Source organism: Streptomyces sp. NPDC047117, from assembly GCF_040643545.1.
Lineage (GTDB): Bacteria > Actinomycetota > Actinomycetes > Streptomycetales > Streptomycetaceae > Streptomyces.
Genome location: NZ_JBEYUN010000015.1, coordinates 33,737 through 55,816 on the forward strand (window position 1 = coordinate 33,737; position 22,080 = coordinate 55,816).

Consider the following 22,080-nt stretch of genomic DNA (forward strand, 5'->3'; position numbering starts at 1 on the left):
GACACTGAACAGGTGAGTGCTGCCAACTCGACTCCCGTGTCCGCTGTTTCCCTTGCCCGCCGACGCACCGTCATTGACGCGCTGCGGCGCGGCGCGGTGCCCGAGAGCGGACTCGATCTGCTGGCCACCGGCCTGGGCCGCTTCGAGGCCGCGCTCGACGCCGAGTTGGCAGCGGTCGCCTCCGGAGCATCGGTGTTCAAAGCCGTACGCGGTGAGTACGGATCGGGCAAGACGTTCTTCACCCGGTGGCTGGGCGAGCGTGCCAAGCGGTTGAACTTCGCCGTGGCCGAGATCCAGGTTTCGGAGACCGAGACACCGTTGCACAGACTGGAGACCGTGTACCGACGCCTCACCGAACGGCTGACCACGTCGAGCTTCCCGCCAAGTGCCCTCAGGCCGGTCGTGGACGCGTGGTTCTACGCGCTGGAGGAAGACGCCCTTGCGGCCGGCTCCACCGAGGACAACCTGCCGAGCGAGGTGGAGAAACTGCTGACCGCGCGTCTCTCCGAGGTGTCACGGCATGCCCCGTCCTTCGCGACGGCACTGCGGGGGTACCGGTCCGCTCTCACCGACGGGGACGAGGCGACAGCGGCCGCCGTCCTGGCCTGGCTGGGTGGCCAGCCCCATGTGGCCGCAGCGGCCCGACGGTCCGCCGGAGTACGCGGCGACCTCGACCACTTCGGTGCCTTCGGCTTCCTGCAGGGCCTGCTAACTGTCCTGCGTGACTCGGGGCATCGCGGGCTGTTCGTCGTCCTCGATGAGGTCGAGACGCTTCAGCGGGTGCGGTCGGACGCCCGCGACAAGGCACTGAATGCGCTGCGGCAGCTCATCGACGAGGTTCACTCGGGACGTTTCCCCGGTCTCTACCTGGTGATCACTGGTACGCCAGCATTCTACGACGGTCAGCAGGGCGTCCAACGCCTGGCCCCGCTCGCCCAGCGGCTAGCCACGGACTTCACCACCGACCCACGCTTCGACAATCCACGCGCGGTGCAGTTGCGGCTGCCAGGCTTCACGCAGGAGTCACTGGTCGGTCTCGGTGTGACCATCCGTGATCTGTACGCGGCGGGGGCCGGCGCTCCCGACCGCGTCAAGGCTCTCGCGGACGACGCGTACGTTGCCGATCTCGCCCGGGCAGTGGGCGGGGCGCTCGGCGGGAAGGTCGGAGTAGCGCCCAGGCTCTTCTTGAAGAAGCTGTTGGGTGACGTCCTCGACCGCATCGATCAGTTCGAGGAATTCGACCCCAGGCAGCACTATCGGCTCACGGTGGCGAGCAGCGAGCTCACGGATGTGGAACGGAACCTCGCAGCCGCAACGTCAGCAGATGATGTCGAGCTGGACCTGTGATGGCCACCAGCGCTGATCCCATCGATCGACTCGATCCCGTCGTACTCCACCACGTGGTGAACACGCTCGGCTGGCCCGATCTCAGGCCGCTCCAGCGCGCCGCGATCCGCCCGCTGATGGACGGCGAGGATGCGGTACTCCTCGCTCCCACGGCAGGCGGAAAAACCGAAGCCGCCTGCTTACCGATCCTCTCGTCCATGTCCGAACAGCGTTGGTCAGGCCCCTCGGTGCTCTACCTGTGCCCCCTCAAGGCGCTGCTCAACAACCTGGTGACCCGTATCGATACGTACGCACAGTGGCTCGGGCGCCGCGCGGCCCTCTGGCACGGGGACACCCCGGAATCACAGCGGCGACGCATCCGTACCGATGCACCGGACATCCTCCTCACCACGCCCGAGTCGTTGGAAGCCATGCTGATCGGGGTGAAAACCGATCACGCTCACCTGCTGGGGAACGTCCGGGCAGTCGTCGTGGACGAGGTACATGCCTTCGCGGGCGACGATCGCGGATGGCACCTGCTGGCCGTACTGGAACGCCTGGAGCGGGTCACGAGGCGTCCCGTCCAGCGGGTCGGGCTGTCGGCGACCGTGGGGAACCCGTGGCAGCTGCTCACCTGGCTCCAAGGGGCGGAAGCGGGGAAGCGGCCAGGGCAGGTCATCGCCCCGGACCTCCCCGCCATTGCGGGCGCCGACCACGCACTCGGTCCGGTGTCGGACGGTGTACGCCCGGCCGGTGAGGTGGAGCTGGACTACGTGGGCTCCCTCGACAACGCCGCCAAACTCATCGCCGCCCTGCACAGCGGCGAGAAGCGACTCGTGTTCTGCGACTCGCGGCGACAGGTGGAACACCTGGGCGCAGCACTGCGAGCGCGCGACGTGACGGTGTTCCTCTCCCACGCCTCACTGTCCGCCACGGAGCGGGCCAGATCAGAACAGGCATTCGCGGAGGCGCGCGACTGCGTCATCGTCTCCACCTCCACGCTGGAACTGGGCATCGATGTCGGAGACCTGGACCGCGTCATCCAGATCGACTCACCCCGCACCGTGGCCTCGTTCCTGCAGCGCATCGGCCGTACGGGCCGGCGACCGGGAAGTACACGTAACTGCTTGTTCCTCACCACCCGCAAGGACGCCTTGCTGCAGGCGGCCGCGCTACTACTGCTCTGGGGGCGGGGCTGGGTCGAGCCGGTGACGCCACCGCCCGAGCCGCGGCATCTCGTGGCGCAGCAGCTGCTCGCCATCGCTCTTCAACAGCACAAGATGGGCGATCAATTGTGGGCCGAGCAGTGGAACGGTCTGGCGCCGTTCGACCGCTCGGCGTCTCCCATCCTGCGCCACCTGGTGAGTACGGGCCTTCTCGATACGGACGGCGGCATGCTGTTCATCGGCCCCGAGGCCGAACGGCTTTTCGGCCGGCGCCACTTCATCGAGCTGACCGCCTCTTTCACCGCACCCCCGCAGTTCACCGTGCTGTCCGGACGTACGGAGATCGGGCAGACGGATCCTTCCGTCCTGACCGAAGAACGGCCGGGACCACGCCGGCTGCTGCTCGGCGGACGCAGCTGGCAGGTGACCTTCATCGACTGGGTACGCAAGCGGGTCTTCGTCGAGCCGGCCGACAGTGGGGGCGTCGCCCGATGGACGGGCAGCGAACTCGTCGGGCTGTCGTATGCGCTGACGCGCGCGATGCGTGAGGTACTCCTCGGAGCCGAACCCCCGGTATCACTCACCCGGCGCGCCGAAGTGTGCCTGACCAAGTGGCGTGAGGAAGACGCTCCTTGCCTCGTCCATCCCGGGGGGACGCTGGTGACCCGGGCGGGGACCGATGTGCGCTGGTGGACCTGGGCCGGGTACCGCGCCAACGCGACGCTCGCGGCGAGCCTGCCGTCGATCACCGACCCCGTGCAGCGGCCCACGGACAACTCCCTGCGGCTGCGCGAGGACCTGACGCTCGACATGTGGCGCGAGGCCCGTGAAGGCACCGACGGAGGTACGGCACTGGTTCTACCGGACGTCGATCGCCGCGCGGTGCACGGCCTGAAGTTCTCCGCTGCGTTGCCGGAGCGAATTGCAGTGGCCACGGTTGCCGCTCGACTTGCCGACTTCGACGGGGCGCGCGCCGCTCTGACGGAACCCGTGCGTTTTCACGCTGGTGTCTCGCCCTGACAAGGTCGTGCATGACGTCCCTCGGACTCAACTGCTCTTCAGTAGCGGCCGCGCAGCTTCGGCCAATCTTCCAGCTTTGTGCAGCTGTCGAAAGCGGAATTGTGTACGCCATTTCGACACGACACCCAGCCCAAAAGGGGAGTTTCTTCCGCGTGGCGTCGAGTCTGCTCACGAACAGTTATCATCGCGAATCATCCGACTCTGCGCGCAATTGCATGCGGGATTCCACGCGAGGGCACAGCATGAAGAACACTTGCCCGCAAGAGGCGTAGCGACGAGAGGTAACCGGCATGGGCTTCGAACGATCCGGCGAGAGGTGCGACATGCTGCGGTTCGAAAACGGCGTCCGCGCAAGTGCCATCGAAGGCGTCCACTGGCGGAAGAGCAGCCTGAGCGGGCCTCAGGGGAACTGCTTGGAAGTGGCAAACCTGGCGCAGGGAGAGGTAGCAGTACGGAACTCCCGATTCCCCCATGGTCCGGCCCTGGTGTACACCCGGGCAGAGATGGCAGCTTTCCTCAAGGCCGCCAAGGACGGCGAGTTCGATTACCTGACTGACTGAAAAGCATTCGAGAACGACTGTTCACGCACACGAGTGGCCTCCGGGATGTGGATAATGGGCTGCCAAACACTATTCCTGGAGGCTGCATGCCGGCCCATCATGTCCGACGACTCGGCGCGCCGGTCACGCACCTGGCGGATTGGAGGCGGCCCGCCGCCAAGAATCCGCAGACGGCGTGGATTGTGATCGGTGCGTACCTCCAACAACTGCGTCAGCAGCGCGGACTGAAAATCGACGACGTCAAAGACGTGATACACGCTTCGGCATCGAAGATCAGTCGGCTGGAGAACGGCGAGCATGCCATGGCCGACCGGGACGTCAGCGACCTGCTCACCTTCTACGGGGTCGATGACCAGAAAAAGGCGGAGGTCGCGGAACTGCTGGAGGCCGCCAAGCGGGATCCGTGGTGGAGGCCGTTCACCGATGTGACGCCCGATTGGCTCCAGCGGCTCATCGGTCTGGAGGCCGCAGCGGAGGCAATACATCTCTACGAGACACTCTATGTTCCCGGCCTGCTGCAGACACGGGACTACGCACGTGCCGTCGTGGCCGCCGGCACCCCCACACCCAGTGAGGATCAGATCAGCAAGCGGGTGCAGGTCCGGATGCGGCGACAGGAACTGTTGACGGACGGGTGCCCGCCACGACTGTTGGCGCTGCTGGACCAGAGCGTGCTGCTCCGTCATTACGGCGGTCCGCAGGTGATGCTCGATCAACTCCGGCATTTGGCGGACCTGGCGATGCGAGAAGCCATCGACATTCGGATCATGCCCCTGCAGAACGCCAAAGCTCGGGTCGCATCACATTCGGCCGTCACTCGTCTTATGTTCCCGCAGGGGGTCTACCTACGAGACATGATCTACCTTGAGGAAATCAACGGCGCACGCTATCTGAGCAGGACGACGGATGTCGAGAGCCACAGCACTGCGCTGTCGGAGCTATGCCTCGCTGCAGCCAGCCGTAAGGAGAGTATGCGCCTGCTGGAACAGGCGATCGACGGCCTTCAGGGCACCGCAGGGTGAGCCGACCTCCCGCGCTCCTCTAGCGTATACAGGCCACGCCACCGTACTCGATCCATTCTTGTGAGCGTTGTCGAGGCGCCACCTCGGTATCCGGTCGCCACCTGGACACCTCTACCAGATGTCCAGGTGGGTCGAGAATGTCGAAGTCGGCAACGTACGACTCCACTTCGTGCCGCGCTCGTACCCGCCCCCAACCCGAACCGAAGTAGTGCCTCATGAAGGCTGTCGCCTTCTCCCGCATCGCGCTTTCATCGCTCACGAGATGACTGAGGACCACGAAGCTTCCTGTCGGCAGCCGCTCAGCAACCCGACGCACCAATTCCCCGGGGCCGACCTCATCGGGAAGGCAGTGGAGGACAGAAGTGAAGAGGGCTGCCACCGGCCGTGTCAGGTCGAGCAGCTCCGCAACATCAGGATGGCCGAAGATGGCGTCGGTATCGGTGATGTCTGCCTGGATCACGACGGTTTCATCATTCGCGTCGAGCAGACTGCGCGCATGGGCGTGAACATGCGGGTCGTTGTCGATGTACACGACCCGTGCATCCTGGTCGACCTGTTGCGCTACTTGGTGCACGTTCTTCGGTAAGGGCAAACCGGAACCGTGGTCGAGGAACTGGCGCACTCCGTATTCCTTGGCCAGGACGCCCACCGCGCGCTCAAGGAATAATCGGTTGTTCCTGACCAGTTCGCGGGTGCTCGGAGCCATATCGAGCAGTTCTCGACCGACCTGCCGATCGGCTTCGTAGTGTTCATGCCCGCCCAGGAACCAGTTGTTCATGCGCGCGAAACTGGGGCGAGATGCGTCGATGATTCGAGAAACGGGTTCTTCTCTGTACTCCACCCAGCCCCCTGCCGCCGTCAGTCTCAGGCACTTCGGTCGTGGAATGCGACCATGCTAGAAAGCGATCAGCAGGGGGCCAAGTCCCAGATGGGTGAAGCGGACTTCAGCAGGGGTATATCGGCCAACCACCGGACCACGAAATGGAAGCCGCGGGCCGGCATGGGTCACCGCCGCCCGTCTCACTTCCCAGCTCAGCCCGGTCGTACCGCAACTCGGGTACAGCACTGCAGCGTTCGGCGTCCCGTAAGTGACGCATCACGGTCGGCTGATCAGCGCCCATGAGATCCGCGGCTTCGATCAAGGGCAGCCTCATGCAGTGGAGCAGAACGATGGCGTCGGCCTGCTGGACAGGGAGCACACGGTGCACCACATCGACGGCCTGCGTGCTCGAGACCACGCAGGCAATCTGGTCACCCAGGACACGCCAGGCGACCAGAGCCGGGTTGTTGCTGCTTAAGGCCTGACCCCACTGCGGAGACAGGGCTTTGAGGGCGGACTTGGCGATAACTTCCCCCAGGACACGGTTTCCGGTGCGGGCCTGGGCGTACCGAGCGTAACGCTGTTCGTAAAGCAGGCAGAACGCCCGATACACCAAGGCCTGGTACTCGGCCGCCGGAGGCGACTCGCGCATCGGAGTTCCCCCCGTCCTACTGCGCTTCCGGGTGCGCGACAGGCATGCGTTCGCCCGCGATCCGTCCGTCACGGACGACTCCTCTCTGCTGCGGATGTCACCAACACTTCTTCGGGGCGGTATGCATACGCTCACGCTGAGGAAGCGAGTGACAGAAGTACCGGTCGGCGGCCGTTCTGCAACCGCCGACCGGTTGCCCTCAGCTACGTCGGATCCGTCGGTAACGGATGGTCGTCCCGGCAGCGAGCCCAGCCGCTGCACACAACAGCCCCTTCACCGAAGGGAGGAGGTCGCCTGGCGGTATGCAGAGCACCGCCACGACAATCACGATGGCCACGCTCAGCCGGACCGTGACGTCCCATGCAGCCACACAAAAGGTTTGCGTACGGGGTAACCACGGAATGCTAGCTGCGTACGCCATTGAGGGCCTCCCAGGTTCTCGGCGTCGTGAACGATCGAGCACGGTATTCCTCCTGGTTCGATCGGGCAGCCCCAGGCAGGGGCCAATCCTGCCTGGGGCTTTTGCATGACACCTGGACGCTACAACTCGAACAACGCCACTGACAGAAAAACGCGTACTCGTGCAAATGCATAGGACGCTTACTCACAGCGCTGCCGCCACGAACAGCCGCTGCGGCCACACTTGTTGAGGGGCGAGCGAACAGACTCGATCACGTAGTGGAGAATCTCGAAGAGGTGCGATCAGTTAGTTGATTCTTTTCGTTCACAGAACGAAGAGAATCGGTCTGCTCAAGGAGCGAAGCCGAGTTCGCCTCTCCTCTCCCTCGCCTTGGACACCCCCGCGAAAGAGCACACGATCGAGCGTTACACGGAATCCGAGATTCCGGTCCATGAAACTGCACATGCAAAGACCGGATGACATTGCACATGCCGATCCGCATGCCCGACAGAGAGAGCTGCCGCGAGACAGTCCCGGTGTACCCGGCTGCAACTTCACGGCAGCTGAAGGGGTCAGCGCCCCTTGTCCTCCGGCACCAGGATCGCCACGCACTCCACATGATGCGTCATCGGGAAGAGATCGAAGGCCTGGAGGCGCTTGGGGGTGTAGCCGGCTGCGGCGAAGTAGGAGAGGTCGCGGGCCAGGGCGGCCGGGTCGCAGGCTACGTAGGCGATGCGGCGGGGGGTGAGGGAGGCGAGGTGTTCGACGGTCTTCTTGCCGGCGCCGGCGCGGGGCGGGTCGAGGACGACGAGGTCGACGTCCTCGATGCCGGTGCGGGGGAGGATCTGGTCGACCTTGCCGTGTTCGATGCGGACGCGGTCGTCGTCGGCGAGGTTGTGGCGGGCGTCCTCCACCGCGCGCTTGCCGGACTCGATGCCGAGGACGGCGCCCTTGTCGCCGACGCGGTCGGCGAGGGCACCGGCGAAGAGGCCGACGCCGCAGTAGAGGTCCAGGGCCATGTCGCCCTTCTTGGGCATCAGGCCGCGCATGACCGTTTCGACGAGGAGGTCGGCGGCCTGCGGGTGGACCTGCCAGAAGCCGCCGTTGCCGACGCGCCAGGTGCGTTCGGCGGCGCGTTCGCGGACGAAGGGGCGGCCGTGGACGCGGTGGACGCCCTTGTCCTTCTCGCCGACGCGCATCACCGATACCGGCTTGTCGAGCTCCACGATGGGGAGGCGGCCGCCGGGCTTCGGGGTGAGGATGACCTGGCGGTCGTGCGAGCCGGAGGCGGCGATGGCCTCGACGGTGGCGATCGCCGGCCAGTCGCGCTTCTCGATGCCGAGCTCGGAGACGCCGGGGGCGGCGATCAGGCAGCGGTCGATCGGCTGGACCTCGTGCGAGCGGTGCTTGCGGAGGCCCGCGCGGCCGTCGGCGTCGATGGCGTACTGGACGCGGGTGCGCCAGGCGGGGACCTCGCCGGCGGGGAGCTTGTCGCCGGGGGCCGGTACGACCGTGCCGTCCCAGCCCGCGTCCTCGGGGGTCAGGCCCGCGAGGCGCATCAGCTGCTCGGCGATGACCTCGCCCTTGAGGCGGCGCTGGGCGCCCGGCTTGGCGTGCTGCCAGTCGCAGCCACCGCAGCGGCCGGGGCCGGAGAACGGGCAGGGGGCCTCGACGCGGTCCTTGGAGGCGGTGAGGACCTGCACCGCGTCGGCGCGGAGGAAGCGGGCGCCCTCCTCGCCGTCGGTGACCTTGGCGATCACGCGCTCGCCGGGCAGGGCGTGGCGTACGAAGAGGACCTGGCCCTCCTCGGTACGGGCGATGCAGTGGCCGCCGTGCGCGACGGGGCCGACCTCGACCTCGTACTCCTCACCGACCAGTGACGTCCGCTCGGTGCCGGCCTGCGGGTTCTTCGGGTCATGCGGCATGGCGAGCGAGCTCCAGGGGGTGGGGTACGAGGTGCGGACAACAGCCTTCTAGTCTACGGGCCGCCGCGCCGTGCCTCGGGCAGCGCGGCGGCCCGGGCCCACCCCCGGTGGCGCGCTCACTTCTTCGTGGCCGCCTTCTCCTTCTTCGGCTGGGTGACCGGGCCGCGGCGGACCGAGCCGGGCGCGTTCCACTCGGCGCGCTTGCGGGCGCGGACCTTGGCGGCCTCGGAGGAGTCCAGCTGCCAGGGGACGGAGGTGACCATCACGCCCGGGGTGAAGAGGAGCCGGCCCTTCAGGCGCAGCGCGGACTGGTTGTGCAGCAGGTGCTCGTACCAGTGGCCGACGACGTACTCCGGGATGAAGACGGAGACCGCGTCGCGCGGGCTCTCCTTGCGCAGCGACTTCACGTACTCGATGAAGGGCCGGGTGATCTCCCGGTACGGGGAGGCCAGGACCTTCAGCGGGACCTCGATGCCGCGGCGCTCCCACTCCTCGCGCAGCGCCTTGGTCTCGGCCTGGTCGACGTCCACGCTGACCGCTTCGAGGGAGTCGGAGCGCATCAGCTTGGCGTAGTTCAGGGCCCGCAGGGTCGGCTTGTGGACCTTGGAGACCAGGACGATGGAGTGCACGCGGGAGGGGCGGGCGACCTCCTCGTCGGGCGAGTCCGCCGCGGCGATCTCCTCGGCGACCCGGTCGTAGTGCTTACGGATCGCGGACATCGTGACGTAGAAGATGACCATGCCGAGCAGGGCGACCCACGCGCCGTGGCTGAACTTCGTCACCAGGACGACGACCAGGACCAGGCCGGTGAAGGTGGCACCGAAGGCGTTGATCGCGCGGGAGCGGTGCATCCGGCGCCGCTTCGCCTGGTCCTTCTCCGTGGTCAGGTGGCGGTTCCAGTGCCGGACCATGCCGATCTGGCTGAGCGTGAAGGAGACGAAGACGCCGACGATGTACAGCTGGATCAGCCGGGTGGAGTCGGCGCCGTAGATGTAGACGAGTATCACCGCGGCGCCGGCGAGCAGCACGATGCCGTTGGAGAACGCGAGCCGGTCGCCGCGGGTGTGCAGCTGGCGCGGCAGGTAGCGGTCCTGCGCGAGGATCGAGCCGAGCAGCGGGAAGCCGTTGTAGGCGGTGTTCGCGGCGAGGAAGAGGACCAGCGCGGTGGCGGCGGCCAGGATGATGAAGGGCAGCGTCCCGTCGCCGAAGACGGCGGCCGCGACCTGCGAGATCACCGGGTTCTGGGTGTAGCCGGAGCCGACCGGGGTGCCATTGTGCAGCAGGTCGGTGGCGGGCTTCTCGGCCATCTTCACGCCGGTGACCATGGCCAGCACGATGATGCCGCAGAACATGGTGACGGCCAGGCCGCCCATCAGCGCCAGCGTCGTCGCGGCGTTCCGCGACTTCGGCTTGCGGAAGGCGGGGACACCGTTGGAGATGGCCTCGACGCCGGTGAGCGCCGCACAACCGGAGGAGAACGCGCGCAGCAGGAGGAAGACCAGCGCGAAGCCCGCGAGGCCGCCCTGCTCGGCGTGGATGGTGTAGTCGGCGGTGGGGGCCTTCATGTCGTCGCCGAGGATCACGCCGCGGAAAGCGCCCCAGAGGATCATGATGAAGACGCCGGCGACGAAGATGTACGTCGGGATGGCGAAGAGCTTCCCGGACTCCTTCACGCCGCGCAGGTTCATCACGGTCAGCAGGACGATCATCGCGATGGCGCAGAACGTCTTGTGCTCGACCACGAAGGGGATCGCCGAGCCCAGGTTCTCCACTCCGGAGGAGATGGAGACGGCGACGGTGAGGACGTAGTCGACCAACAGCGCACTGGCCACGGTGAGGCCGGCCTTGGGCCCGAGGTTGGTGTTGGCCACCTCGTAGTCGCCGCCGCCGCTCGGGTACGCGTGCACGTTCTGCCGGTACGACGCCACGACCGTGAACATCAGCACCACGACGGCGAGCGCGATCCACGGGCTGAAGTGGTACGCGGACACACCGGCCACGGACAGGACGAGCAGCACCTCCCCCGGCGCGTACGCCACGGAGGAGAGCGGGTCGGAGGCGAAGACGGGGAGTGCGATGCGCTTGGGGAGAAGGGTCTCTCCCAGCTTGTCGCTGCGCAGTGCGCGCCCGATCAAGATGCGTTTGGGCACGTCGGTCAGTTTGGACACGCAGAGGATGCTAAGCCTTCGTCAAGGGCCCCGCCCACCCGCCACCCGAGGGGGCGGCGCGGCTCTCGGAACACGCCGCCCGACTGGTCCGCACCGCCCCCGGAGGGTCTCGCGGGGGCTACGGAATCCGTTGTTCCGCTGACCCGTACGGACCGCGTACGCCCCTCTTCCGGGTCCCCCGAAAGGCGGAACTGCCTGCCCCGGGCGGGGTGTCCACACCCTCACCCCCGTGGAGGGTGCCGACATCCGATCCGCTGCCGGCGGCCCGGCGGGCGCGCAGACCCCTGACGCTGCGCCGCCCGCCGTGCACCCGCCGGTGCGACCCGATGGTGGCATTCGCCACGGCCTCGGCACATTGCCGGTTCCCGGCAATCTTTACGCGATTTTGATGGCTCACCGACCCCCGCTTGCCCCACCGCCCGGCGCGTGCGGAGCCGGTGCGGAGCGGACGCCCGGAGGAGCTACAGCGGCCGGTCCGGCCAGCCCAGCACACGCGCCCCCATCGCCGCCGTCTCCAGCGTGTAGCGCTGCAGCCCGTCGGCCGGGTCGTAGCCGGTCAGTTCCTTGATGCGGGCCAGCCGGTAGGAGAGGGTGCGCACGCTGACCTGGAGCCTGCGGGCCGCCTCGGCGTTGACGTACGCCGTCGCCGCGCAGGCCCAGATGGTCTCCAGCAGCGGCCGCGCGCCGCCGCGCCCCTCGGTCAGCGGCCCCAGCACGCTGTGCACGAGGTCGGCCATGGCGGCCCGGTCCCGCAGCAGGACGGGGAAGACCAGCAGGTCGGCCGCGTACAGCACCGGGTCGGCCAGCTCCAGCTGGACCGCGAGCTCCAGCGCGCTCAGCGCCTCTTCGTACGAGGTGACCACGCCGCCGGCGCCGGGGTGCGGGCGGCCGACCGCGATCCGGTGCGCGCCGCGTCCGCCGGGGTCCGCGGCGCGCGCGTGCCGCGCGAAGACGTCCAGGGCGCCGTCCCGGCCGCCCTGCGCCACGCACACCAGCCGCCCGCCCTTGGTGGCGATCAGCACGTCCCGGTCGCCGAAGCGGGTCAGCAGCTCGCGCTCCACGCGCCGGACCACCGGATGCAGGTCGTCGAAGCGCTCCGGGCCCTCCGCGACGGCCACCGCGTGCTCACCGGCCAGCCGCAGCCCGAAGCGCTCGGCCCGTTCGGCGAGCCGGCCCAGGTCGCTGCGCCCGTAGAGCAGGTCGTCGACGAATTCGCGGCGGGCCGCCTCCTCCTGCCGGACCGCGAGCCGCTGCGCCCGCTCGTGGCCCTCGCCGAGCGCCGCGACGGCCGCCTCGACGGCCGCGAGCACCGCGTCACCGGTACGGGCCCGCTCGCCGGCCCCCGCGGCCCGCGCCACCCCGGGCAGCGAGCCCCACAGCCGGCGGGTCTCCCCCAGGTAGCGGCCGATCAGCTCGCGCAGGCCCTGGCCCTCCTCGGCGGCCCGCTCGCCCAGGTCGCGCAGGGCGTCCAGCTCGTCGCGGCGGGGCAGCCGCCCGGTCCGCGAGATCTCGCCCAGGAGGTCGGCGTATCCGTCGAGGTCCTGCGATTCCGCTGCGCCGCGCTCCACTTGTCGTGCTCCCTGCCACCGCTCTGCCCGGCTCCCGCGGGCCGGTTCCGGGGCCTTGATTGCCGACTCCCGGACATCGGGACGCTATCAACCCTGCCGGGTCCCGGCAGGTCCGCCGCGGCGGGACCCGGCGGGGTGCGGCCGACGCCCCAGCAGCTCCCCCAGCCCCTCACGGGTGGCGGCGATGACCACGCGGTCCTGGGGCCGCAGGACGTAGTCGCGCGGCAGGTCGCGGACCAGCCGGGCGGGCTGCCAGCTCTGCCCGTTCGCCGCCATGTTCTCCGGGTCCTCGGCAGGGTCGGCGGACGCGCCGATGTTCACGGCCACCACCCGCAGCCGCCCGGCCCGGAACACGTCCTCCGGCCTGCGCCCCACCAGCTCGGTCTGGCCGCGTACGTCCACATGGGCGACGAGCAGCAGCCGGCGCTCCACGGGGATGGCGCCCAGGATCTGGCGGCCCATCATGGCGCCGGCGAAGGCGGGCGCCGCCAGGAAGGAGACGCTGCGGCTGCGGGTGACGGCGGTGGGATGGGCGGCGCGCAGGGTGCGGTAGACGGCGGTGGCGAACCGGTCGTCGAACAGCCGCAGCGTCACCCGGAGCTGCGGCTTGACCGACCTGGCGTACAGCGACGCCTCCAGGTTGGTGCTGTCCTCGCTGGTCAGTGCGAGGAGGGTACGGGCGCGGGCGACCCCGGCCGCCTCCAGCACGCCGTCCTCGGTGGCATCACCGAGCACGGTCGGCACCCGCAGCCGGCGGGCCAGCGGAATGCCGCGCGCTTCGGGGTCCTCCTCGACGCAGACCACCGGTACGCCCAGCTCGCGCAGCCGGGCCAGGACGCGGGTACCGACCTTGCCGAGGCCGAGCAGGACGACGTGTCCGGAGAGGCCGCGCGGCGGGCGGCGCAGCTGGGCGGCGTTGCGGAAGGTGCCGAGCGCTTCGAGGGCCGCGGCCACCAGGACCGGCAGCAGGAGCAGCCCGGTGAGCCCGGACAGCAGCTGCAGCACCTTGCGGACCATGTCCTCGTCGACCGCCGGCTCGTTGATCGCGAGCAGGTCCAGCAGGGAGAGGTAGACCGCGTGCATCGGCGCCTCGCCGGTGAAGAGGGTGGAGACGACGGCGAGTATCAGGACGGTGGCGACGACGCCCACGACGGCCCAGCGCAGCCGCCGGGAGAAGAGCGAGCCGAGGGGCGCGCCGCGGCCGGTGAGGCGGCGGGCCGGCGACCGTCCCCCGCGGTAGGCGACGGTCTCCAGCGCCACGGTGGCGCGGCCGGCCGCCGCCGCGGCCTCGGCGTCGTCGGGCAGCAGCGTCGGCCCGTCGTCGTCGGCCCCGGTGTGCCTGCGGCCGCCGCGGTGCCGGTGACGGCCCGGCGGGGGCGGTTCCGGCGCCGGGTCGCCCTCGTGGGCGGTCTCGTCCGAGGCGGAGGGGGAGAGCAGGGCCAGGGTGGCCAGGCCGCGGTCGGCGCGCGGCGGGGCGGGCGCGCCCGGGGTGTGCTCCACGGCCCGCAGCAGCAGCCCGTCGACCTCGATGACCTTGCTGGTACCGGCCACGGCGGTGGCGGTGAGCGCGGGCGCGACCGTGTCCGCGTCGGACAGGACGGTGGTGGAGGCGTCGATGTCGGAGGTGTCGGACCAGACCACGGCGGCCGCCTGGTCCAGCAGCTCCTCCAGGTGCTGTCCGAGGCGGCGGTTGTAGAGGCGGATGACCAGCCGGAGCCGGGGGTTCATGCGGCGGGCGCGCAGCGCGGCGTGGATGTTGGTCTCGTCGTCGTCATACACGAGGGCCAGCGCGCCGGCCTCCTCCACGCCCGCCTCGGTGAGCGTCTCGTCGTCGGGCTCCGGCGCCTGGAGGACGCGTACGTCGTCCTCCACCGCGTCCGGTGGCCCCGCGCCGTCGGGCGCGCGCCCGCCGTCCGCGGTGGCCGTACGGCCGACCGCCGCGGTCACCCGGCCGAAGAGGGCGCTCGCCCGGCCGAGGCCGCGGGCGGGCTCGGGGACGCGGGGGCCGCGCGGATCGCGTACGGAGGGAACCACGAGGGTGACCCGCTCGCGGTAGACCTCGCGCAGCTCCACGGCGAGCCGGTGGGCCAGTGAGTCGTCCCCGCACACCACCATGTGCGGGGTGGGCGGGGCCGGTGGGGACTGCTGTGGCACAGGAGACAGTGAGGACACGTCGCACAGCATGCCTGTTCGAAGATCACCGAGTCAGCCCGTTCCGGCCCTCAGGAGCGTTCCGATACGGACGAGCGTTCCCGTACTGACGAGCGTTCCGGCCCTCAGCAGCATTTCGGCCCTCAGCAGCATTCCGGCCCTGACGAGAGGAGTCCCGCAGTGACCGACCGGACCGGACCGCCGGCGGACCCCGGCTTCCCCGCGCCTCCCTGGCGGGCCCGCGGCACCCTGTGGCTGTCCCTCTTCACCACCCGCGAACCGCTGCCGCTCCCCGCCGACCTCAGCCCCCTCGGCAGCCGGCACTCGCTCGCCGTACTGCTCGTGCGCTACACGGAGGGGACCCTCCGTTACGACGAGTTCGCGGTCGCCTCCCCGGTCCGCCGCGGCCGCCGCGTGGGGCTGCACTGCCACGGCATCCGGGTGGACTCCGCCGCCTCGCTGCGCGGCGGCCGCGCCCTGTGGGGCATCCCGAAGGAGCCGGCCCGCTTCTCCTGGAGCGAGGACTCCGTACGCGTGTCCGACGACGCCGGGACGCTCGCGGCCCTCCGCCTGGGACCGCTCGGCAGGTGGCGCGTCCCCGTGCCGTACGCTCCCGGCCACGTCTTCGGGCGGATCGGCGCGGACCGGATCCACCTCGCAGGGCGGCTCTCCGGACGGCTCGGGACCGGCCGGCTCGGCGTCCAGGAGTGGAGTGGGCGACTGCCAGAGCTGCGGCGCGCGGACCCCCTGTGCGCGCTCGCCCTCTCCCCCGCGCGCTTCTTCTTCCCGGCGGGCACCCGCCAGGGCCCGGCCGCCCCCGCCCTGCACCCCTGAACAGCGAGAGGAACGTCCGGCGAACAGCGACCGGCACATCCGGTGAACGCGGGTCGGCACGTCCGGTGAAGGGCAGAAGTCCCGTCGCCGGGCCTGCCGGTTACGGTGGTGTCGCACATCAGCGGGGGCAACTCCCCCGTTGCCGCATAAGCTCGTGACCGGGCGTTGCCGGGGCCGGGAGCCCCGGGCGGGCCGGTACGCCGGAAAGAAAGTTGTGAGCAGGGTGTTGAGGCAGGCCAGCGGGCCTACGAGGAGTGCGGGGTAAGCGGGACGATGCACATCGTCATCATGGGCTGCGGGCGGGTCGGATCCGCGCTCGCACAGACCCTGGAGAACCAGGGCCACACGATCGCCGTGGTCGACCAGGACCCGACCGCCTTCCGGCGGCTGGGCTCCGGCTTCGGGGGCCGCCGGGTGACCGGCGTCGGCTTCGACCAGGACACCCTCCGCGAGGCGGGCATCGAGGAGGCCGGGGCGTTCGCCGCGGTCAGCAGCGGCGACAACTCCAACATCATCGCCGCCCGGGTGGCCCGCGAGATGTTCGGCGTGGAGAACGTCGCGGCCCGCATCTACGACCCGCGCCGCGCCGAGGTCTACCAGCGCCTGGGCATCCCGACCGTCGCCACCGTCCGCTGGACCGCGGACCAGATGCTGCGCCGGCTGCTCCCCTCGGGCGCCGAGCCGCTGTGGCGGGACCCCAGCGGCGGCGTGCAGCTCGCCGAGGTGCACACCGACGAGTCCTGGGTCGGCCACAAGGTCAGCCGCCTCCAGGAGGAGACCGGGGTACGGGTGGCGTTCCTCACCCGGCTGGGCGAGGCGATCCTGCCGACCTCGCAGACCGTCCTGCAGGAAGGCGACCTGGTGCACGTGATGATGCGCACCGACGACGTGGAGAAGGTCGAGGCGGCATTCGCCGAAGGGCCCGAGGAGGCAGGCGCATGAGGGTCGCGATCGCTGGTGCGGGAGCGGTGGGCCGCTCCATCGCGGGTGAGCTCCTCGAGAACGGTCACGAGATCCTGCTGATCGACAAGGCGCCGACGGCGATCTCCGTGGAGCGGGTGCCGCAGGCGGAGTGGCTGCTGGCCGACGCCTGCGAGATCACCTCGCTGGACGAGGCGGCCCTGCAGCGGTGCAACGTCGTCATCGCGGCGACCGGTGACGACAAGGTCAACCTCGTCGTCTCGCTGCTGGCCAAGACCGAGTACGGCGTGCCGCGGGTGGTCGCCCGCGTCAACAACCCGAAGAACGAGTGGCTCTTCAACGAGTCCTGGGGCGTCGACGTGGCCGTCTCCACGCCGCGCCTGATGTCCGCGCTGGTCGAGGAGGCGGTGAGCGTCGGCGACCTGGTACGGCTGCTGCGCTTCAGCCACGGCGACGCCAACCTCGTCGAGCTGACCCTGCCGCCGGAGGCCGCGCTGGCGGGCACCCAGGTGGGTGACGTGGAGTGGCCCGAGGACACCTCGCTGGTGACGATCATCCGCGGGACCCGGGTGCTCACGCCCAACAAGGAGGACGCGCTGGAGGCCGGCGACGAGCTGCTGTTCGTCGCGGCACAGGCGCGGGAGGAGCAGCTGGAGGACCTGCTGTCGATGCGGAAGCCTACGGAGTAGGCGGTTCGCCGACGTACGGCGAGGGCCCGGAACCGGTGCGGTTCCGGGCCCTCGCCGTATGCGGAGCGGTCAGACGCCGGGCGCGTCCGCCTTGGCCTCCTCGGCCTTCTCCTTGGCCTCCATCTCCGCGATCACGTCGATCGGGGCCGGGGCCTTCGCGAGGAAGATCCAGGTGAGGTAGACGCAGAGCAGGAACGGGGGGATGCCGAGTGCGACCTTGACCCAGCCGAGCTGCGTCGCGTCGCCCCACCAGTACAGCGGGAAGAGGATCGCCGACTTGGCGAGCAGGATGATGCCCCAGGCCCAGGTGGACTTGGTGTACGCCTTGAACCGGCCGGGGTTGCGGGTGCGCCAGGAGAGGTTCTCGCGCAGGATCGGGCCGAGCAGGACGCCGATGAGCGGGAACCGGAAGACCGCCGAGAGGATGTACACGACCGCGAGGCCCAGCGTGTACAGCATGCCGGGCAGGTAGAAGTTCTTGGCGTCGCCGGACATCATCGCGAAGACCGCACCGAAGGCCACGCCGAAGACGCCGCTGAAGGCGTGCTTGAGGGTTTCCTTGCGGGCGAGGCGGGCCAGCGCCAGCACGACCGTCAGGCCCAGCGCGACGATCGCGGCGAGGTGGATGTCCCGCTTGATCGTGTAGATCAGTACGAAGACCAGTCCGGGGACCGTCGTGTCGACCATGCCCCAGAAGCCGCCGAACGCCTCCAGGATGGCCTTCTCGGCGGCCGCCTTGTCGGGGGCGTGCGTCGCCCCGCGTGGGTCGGACGGCGCTGTCGCACCGTCCGCCGGCTGGTCCTCGTTGCTCGTGGTCGTCTTCTCGAACGACGTCACCGGCTACTCCTGTCCGAGCGGTCGGAGTTCGTACTTCGGATTGAACAGCACCCGGCGCCCGTGGCTCATGGAGATCCGGCCGGAGGCGATGAGCTTACGGCCCGGTTCTATGCCGGTGATGGCGCGGCGGCCCAGCCAGACCACGTCCAGCGCCGCCGAGCCGTCGAACAGCTCGGCCTCCAGCGCCGGCACCCCGGCCCGAGGACGCAGCGTGACGTGCCGCAGCGTGCCCGTGACCTTCACGATCTGACGGTCGTCGCAGTCGCAGATCCGCGTACAGCCCGCGTTCTGCGCGTCCTGCTGCAGCTCGGCGGACTGCAGCTCCTCCTCGGAGGAGGACAGCCTGTCGAGCATCCGGCGGAAGCGTCCGGCCGGCTTCTCGGAACGGGTCCCAGCACTCATACAGCCAGCGTACCGGCCGGCTCCCGGCCGGATCACGGCGTGCGCCCGGGAACCGGGGCCACCGACACCTGGATACGTATCACTGTTCGAAGCGGTAGCCCATGCCCGGCTCGGTGACGAAGTGCCGCGGATGCGACGGATCCGCCTCCAGCTTGCGCCGCAGCTGGGCCATGTAGACCCGCAGGTAGTTGGACTCGGTGCCGTACGAGGGGCCCCAGACCTCCTGGAGCAGCTGTTTCTGGCTGACCAGGCGGCCGGTGTTGCGGACCAGCACCTCCAGGAGGTGCCACTCGGTGGGGGTGAGCCGGACGTCGCGGCCCGCACGGTTGACCTTCTTCGCGGCCAGGTCGACGGTGAAGCCCTCCGTCTCGACCAGGACGGCGGCGTCGGCGGGCCCGGTGGGCTCCGCGCGGCGCACGGCGGCGCGCAGCCGGGCCAGCAGCTCGTCCATGCCGAACGGCTTGGTGACGTAGTCGTCGGCGCCCGCGTCCAGGGCCTCGACCTTCTCGTCGGAGGTCTGCCGGGCGGAGAGCACCAGGATCGGCACGCGGGTCCAGCCGCGCAGCCCCCTGATCACGTCCACGCCGTCCATGTCGGGCAGGCCGAGGTCGAGGACGACCACGTCGGGGTGGCGGGCGGCGGCGAGCCGGAGCGCGGTGGCGCCGTCGGGCGCGGCGTCCACCTCGTACTTGCGCGCCTTGAGGTTGATCACGAGGGCGCGGACGATCTGCGGCTCGTCGTCGACCACGAGCACCCGGGTCATCGGGCCTGCCTTTCCCGCGGACGGACCGGGGGCCGCCGCAGTCGGTGTACGGGGAGCGGGCGCGGTCATGTCGTCGCCCGGGCGGGGAGGCCGGGGGTGACCGGCGGGTTGCCGGGCGCCGCGCGCAGGGTGAGGACCATGGTCAGACCGCCTCCTGGGGTGTCCTCGGCGGCGAGCGTGCCGCCCATGGATTCGGCGAAGCCGCGGGAGACGGCGAGGCCGAGGCCGACGCCGGCGCCGCGCGGGGCGTCGCCGTAGCGCTGGAACGGCTCGAAGATGCGGTCCTTGGCGGAGTCGGGGACGCCGGGCCCACGGTCCACGATGCGCACCTCCACGCGCTCGCCGAGCGCGCTGGCGGCGACCGTGACGGGCGCGCCGTCCGGGCTGTACTTCACGGCGTTCTCCACGAGGTTCGCGACGCACCGCTCCAGCAGGCCGGGGTCGACGGCCACGATCGGCAGCTCTTCGGGGATGTCCAGGCAGACGCTGCCCTCGGGGACGCCGCCGAGCGCCATCGGGACGACCTCGTCCAGGTCGGTGTCGCGGATCAGCGGGGTGACCGTGCCGGTCTGCAGCCGGGACATGTCGAGCAGATTGCCGACCAGGTGGTCCAGCCGGTCGGCGCCGTCCTCGATGCCCGCCAGCAGCTCGGCCTCGTCCTCCTCGGACCAGGCCACGTCGTCGGAGCGGAGCGAGGTGACGGCGGCCTTGATACCGGCCAGGGGCGTACGGAGGTCGTGGCTGACGGCGGCCAGCAGGGCCGTACGGATGCGGTTGCCCTCGGCCAGCTCGCGGGCCCGCGCCGCCTCGCCGACCAGCCGCTGCCGGTCCAGGACGACGGCCGCCTGGGCGGCGAAGGCGCCGAGCACCCGGCGGTCCTCCGCGGGCAGCTTCCGGCCGGTGAGCGCGAGGGCCATGAACTCGTTGACCGGCATGTCCACGTCCGCGTCCTCGGGGCGGCGGGGCGCCCTGCCCTCGCCGACGCTGCCCGCGCAGGTCCAGGGCTCGACATCGCTCTCACGTTCAAGGAGGGCGACGGCGTCCATGGCGAAGGTCTCGCGCACCCGTTCCAGCAGGGCGTCCAGCGTGGTCTCGCCGCGCAGCACGCTGCCGGCCAGGAACGACAGGATCTCCGCCTCGGCCCGCAGCCGGGCCGCCTGGTGCGTACGGCGGGCCGCCAGGTCCACGACCGAGGCGACGGCCACCCCGACCGCGAAGAAGATCACGATGGCGACGATGTTCTCGGGATCCGCGATGGTGACGCTGTGCGTGGGCGGCGTGAAGTAGAAGTTCAGCAGCACCGAGCCGACGGCGGCCGAGGCGAGTGCCGCCAGCAGCCCGCCGAGCAACGCTGCCGCCACGGTCAGGAAGAGGAACAGCAGCACGTCGTTGGCGAGCCCCGGGCCGCTGTCGATGTTGTACAGCAGCAGTGTGAGCAGGACCGGCCCGAGCACGCCGGTGAGCCAGCCGGCCAGCACGCGGGAGCCGCTGAGCCGGGCGCCGCGGGCCACCGGCAGGCCGCGGCCCTTGGCGACCTCGTCGTGGGTGACGATGTGGACGTCCAGGTCGGGGCCGGAGTCGCGGGCGACGGTGGCGCCGACGCCGGGCCCGAAAACGTATTGCCAGGCCTTGCGGCGGCTGGAGCCCAGCACGATCTGGGTGGCGTTCACCCCGCGCGCGAACTCCAGCAGGGCGCTCGGGATGTCGTCGCCGATGACGTGGTGGAAGCTGCCGCCCAGGTCCTCGACCAGGGTGCGCTGGACGGCCAGCTCCTTGGGAGAGGCGCCGGTGAGCCCGTCGCTGCGCGCGATGTACACCGCCATGACCTCGCTGCCGGAGCCCTTGGCGGCCATCCGCGCCGCACGGCGCAGCAGGGTCTTGCCCTCGGGGCCGCCGGTGAGGCCGACCACGATGCGCTCGCGGGCCTGCCAGGTGGAGCGGATGGAGTGCTCGGCGCGGTACTGCTGGAGGTACTCGTCCACCCGGTCGGCCACCCACAGCAGCGCCAGCTCGCGCAGGGCGGTGAGGTTGCCGGGCCGGAAGTAGTTCGACAGCGCGGCGTCGACCTTGTCGGAGGCGTAGATGTTGCCGTGCGCCATGCGGCGGCGCAGCGCCTGGGGCGACATGTCGACAAGCTCTATCTGGTCGGCGCGGCGGACCACCTCGTCGGGAACCGTCTCGCGCTGCCGTACGCCCGTTATGGACTCCACCACGTCACCGAGTGACTCCAGGTGCTGGATGTTGACGGTGGAGACGACGTCGATGCCGGCTTCGAGCAGTTCCTCGACGTCCTGCCAGCGCTTGGCGTTGCGGGAGCCGGGCACGTTGGTGTGGGCCAGCTCGTCGACCAGCGCGACGGCGGGCCTGCGGGCCAGCGCCGTGTCCACGTCCATTTCGGTGAACGTGGTGCCCCGGTGGCTCAGCTCCCGGCGCTCCAGTTCCTCCAGGCCGTGCAGGAGCACCTCCGTACGCGGCCTGTCGTGATGCTCCACGAAGGCGACGACGACGTCCGTACCGCGCTCCAGGCGCCGGTGCGCCTCGGAGAGCATGGAGTACGTCTTGCCGACGCCCGGTGCCGCGCCGAGGTAGATGCGAAGCTTGCCGCGTCCCATGGCCCCATTGTCCAACTTGTGAGCTGCCCACAACCGGGCCGTTCCGCCGCCGACCCTACCGAGCAGGAACAGGACGAAAGCCGCATAGGGGGAGCCCGGAGGGTGGTCTTGACGGGACCCTGACGGGTAGCGCGGGCGGCGGCGGTGTCAGTGCCGCCGACTATTGTGTTGAGAAGGGGACCTCGCTGCACCCCCGTAAGGGGAACGAGGGGCGAAACGGTACGGCGCCACGCGTCGCGCAGCC

The 22,080-nt window shown here is 70.0% G+C and carries 17 protein-coding genes; 8 read left to right on the forward strand and 9 right to left on the reverse strand.

Going from position 1 to position 22,080, the window contains the following annotated elements; all coding sequences use genetic code 11:
- Positions 1–12: 12 nt before the first annotated feature.
- The 4 genes from brxD (at position 13) to ABZ840_RS26505 (ending at position 5,094) form a co-directional block, all read left to right on the forward strand.
- Positions 13–1,347: a BREX system ATP-binding protein BrxD gene (brxD, locus tag ABZ840_RS26490; RefSeq protein ID WP_361562903.1), complete on the forward strand. Its 1,335-nt coding sequence runs from the start codon at positions 13–15 to the stop codon at positions 1,345–1,347.
- The gene (locus ABZ840_RS26495) at positions 1,347–3,512 is read left to right on the forward strand and encodes a DEAD/DEAH box helicase (protein WP_361562905.1); all 2,166 of its coding nucleotides are present in this window, start codon (positions 1,347–1,349) and stop codon (positions 3,510–3,512) included. Before brxD ends, ABZ840_RS26495 begins: the two co-directional genes overlap by 1 nt.
- A gap of 323 nt (positions 3,513–3,835) precedes the next feature.
- A complete protein-coding gene (locus tag ABZ840_RS26500; RefSeq protein WP_361563130.1) occupies positions 3,836–4,072 on the forward strand; it encodes a DUF397 domain-containing protein in 237 nt (78 codons plus the stop codon).
- Between the two features lie 86 nt (positions 4,073–4,158).
- Positions 4,159–5,094, forward strand: coding sequence for a helix-turn-helix transcriptional regulator (locus ABZ840_RS26505; protein WP_361562907.1), 936 nt, complete (start codon positions 4,159–4,161; stop codon positions 5,092–5,094).
- Positions 5,095–5,113: 19 nt separating this feature from the next.
- On the opposite strand, the gene ABZ840_RS26510 is transcribed toward ABZ840_RS26505, so the two are convergent.
- The gene (locus tag ABZ840_RS26510) at positions 5,114–5,935 is read right to left on the reverse strand and encodes an SAM-dependent methyltransferase (RefSeq protein WP_361562909.1); all 822 of its coding nucleotides are present in this window, start codon (positions 5,933–5,935) and stop codon (positions 5,114–5,116) included.
- A gap of 316 nt (positions 5,936–6,251) precedes the next feature.
- Here ABZ840_RS26510 and ABZ840_RS26515 point away from each other — a divergent pair, with 316 nt between their 5' ends.
- Complete coding sequence (locus ABZ840_RS26515) at positions 6,252–6,392, forward strand: hypothetical protein (RefSeq protein ID WP_361562910.1); 141 nt, start codon at positions 6,252–6,254, stop codon at positions 6,390–6,392.
- A 1,146-nt stretch (positions 6,393–7,538) separates the two neighbouring features.
- Here the strand turns inward: ABZ840_RS26515 and ABZ840_RS26520 are convergent.
- The 4 genes from ABZ840_RS26520 to ABZ840_RS26535 form a co-directional block, all read right to left on the reverse strand.
- A complete protein-coding gene (locus ABZ840_RS26520) occupies positions 7,539–8,891 on the reverse strand; it encodes a TRAM domain-containing protein (protein WP_361562912.1) in 1,353 nt (450 codons plus the stop codon).
- Between the two features lie 116 nt (positions 8,892–9,007).
- The gene (locus ABZ840_RS26525) at positions 9,008–11,059 is read right to left on the reverse strand and encodes an APC family permease (RefSeq protein ID WP_361562914.1); all 2,052 of its coding nucleotides are present in this window, start codon (positions 11,057–11,059) and stop codon (positions 9,008–9,010) included.
- 461 nt (positions 11,060–11,520) lie between these two features.
- Positions 11,521–12,627 carry a helix-turn-helix domain-containing protein gene (locus ABZ840_RS26530; RefSeq protein WP_361562916.1) on the reverse strand — a complete coding sequence of 369 codons (1,107 nt, stop codon included), beginning with the start codon at positions 12,625–12,627 and terminating at the stop codon, positions 11,521–11,523.
- A gap of 87 nt (positions 12,628–12,714) precedes the next feature.
- Positions 12,715–14,742, reverse strand: coding sequence for an NAD-binding protein (locus ABZ840_RS26535; protein WP_361563132.1), 2,028 nt, complete (start codon positions 14,740–14,742; stop codon positions 12,715–12,717).
- A 216-nt stretch (positions 14,743–14,958) separates the two neighbouring features.
- On the opposite strand from ABZ840_RS26535, the gene ABZ840_RS26540 reads away from it, so the two are divergent.
- From ABZ840_RS26540 to ABZ840_RS26550, 3 genes are all read left to right on the forward strand, one after another.
- Positions 14,959–15,612, forward strand: coding sequence for an acetoacetate decarboxylase family protein (locus tag ABZ840_RS26540; RefSeq protein ID WP_361562918.1), 654 nt, complete (start codon positions 14,959–14,961; stop codon positions 15,610–15,612).
- 273 nt (positions 15,613–15,885) lie between these two features.
- Positions 15,886–16,554, forward strand: coding sequence for a TrkA family potassium uptake protein (locus ABZ840_RS26545; protein ID WP_361562920.1), 669 nt, complete (start codon positions 15,886–15,888; stop codon positions 16,552–16,554).
- The gene (locus ABZ840_RS26550) at positions 16,551–17,222 is read left to right on the forward strand and encodes a TrkA family potassium uptake protein (protein ID WP_361562922.1); all 672 of its coding nucleotides are present in this window, start codon (positions 16,551–16,553) and stop codon (positions 17,220–17,222) included. The genes ABZ840_RS26545 and ABZ840_RS26550 overlap by 4 nt, the downstream gene beginning before the upstream one ends.
- Before the next feature lie 69 nt (positions 17,223–17,291).
- Here ABZ840_RS26550 and ABZ840_RS26555 read toward each other — a convergent pair whose 3' ends face one another.
- The 4 genes from ABZ840_RS26555 to ABZ840_RS26570 form a co-directional block, all read right to left on the reverse strand.
- Positions 17,292–18,059, reverse strand: a complete 768-nt coding sequence (locus ABZ840_RS26555) for a DUF3159 domain-containing protein (protein WP_361562923.1) — start codon at positions 18,057–18,059, stop codon at positions 17,292–17,294.
- Between the two features lie 3 nt (positions 18,060–18,062).
- On the reverse strand, positions 18,063–18,461 hold the full coding sequence (locus tag ABZ840_RS26560) for an OB-fold nucleic acid binding domain-containing protein (protein ID WP_110944724.1): 399 nt from the start codon (positions 18,459–18,461) through the stop codon (positions 18,063–18,065).
- A 79-nt stretch (positions 18,462–18,540) separates the two neighbouring features.
- Positions 18,541–19,224 carry a response regulator gene (locus ABZ840_RS26565; RefSeq protein WP_361562925.1) on the reverse strand — a complete coding sequence of 228 codons (684 nt, stop codon included), beginning with the start codon at positions 19,222–19,224 and terminating at the stop codon, positions 18,541–18,543.
- A gap of 65 nt (positions 19,225–19,289) precedes the next feature.
- Positions 19,290–21,836, reverse strand: coding sequence for a sensor histidine kinase KdpD (locus ABZ840_RS26570; RefSeq protein ID WP_361562927.1), 2,547 nt, complete (start codon positions 21,834–21,836; stop codon positions 19,290–19,292).
- Positions 21,837–22,080: the final 244 nt, after the last annotated feature.

Coding starts and splice junctions, on each gene's coding strand:
- ABZ840_RS26570 (WP_361562927.1), bottom strand. CDS start 21,836: ATGGGACGCGGCAAGCTTCGCATCTACCTCGGCGCGGCACCGGGCGTC.
- ABZ840_RS26495 (WP_361562905.1), top strand. CDS start 1,347: ATGGCCACCAGCGCTGATCCCATCGATCGACTCGATCCCGTCGTACTC.
- ABZ840_RS26560 (WP_110944724.1), bottom strand. CDS start 18,461: ATGAGTGCTGGGACCCGTTCCGAGAAGCCGGCCGGACGCTTCCGCCGG.
- ABZ840_RS26520 (WP_361562912.1), bottom strand. CDS start 8,891: ATGCCGCATGACCCGAAGAACCCGCAGGCCGGCACCGAGCGGACGTCA.
- ABZ840_RS26550 (WP_361562922.1), top strand. CDS start 16,551: ATGAGGGTCGCGATCGCTGGTGCGGGAGCGGTGGGCCGCTCCATCGCG.
- ABZ840_RS26505 (WP_361562907.1), top strand. CDS start 4,159: ATGCCGGCCCATCATGTCCGACGACTCGGCGCGCCGGTCACGCACCTG.
- ABZ840_RS26535 (WP_361563132.1), bottom strand. CDS start 14,742: ATGGTGGTGTGCGGGGACGACTCACTGGCCCACCGGCTCGCCGTGGAG.
- ABZ840_RS26500 (WP_361563130.1), top strand. CDS start 3,836: ATGCTGCGGTTCGAAAACGGCGTCCGCGCAAGTGCCATCGAAGGCGTC.
- ABZ840_RS26545 (WP_361562920.1), top strand. CDS start 15,886: ATGCACATCGTCATCATGGGCTGCGGGCGGGTCGGATCCGCGCTCGCA.
- ABZ840_RS26565 (WP_361562925.1), bottom strand. CDS start 19,224: ATGACCCGGGTGCTCGTGGTCGACGACGAGCCGCAGATCGTCCGCGCC.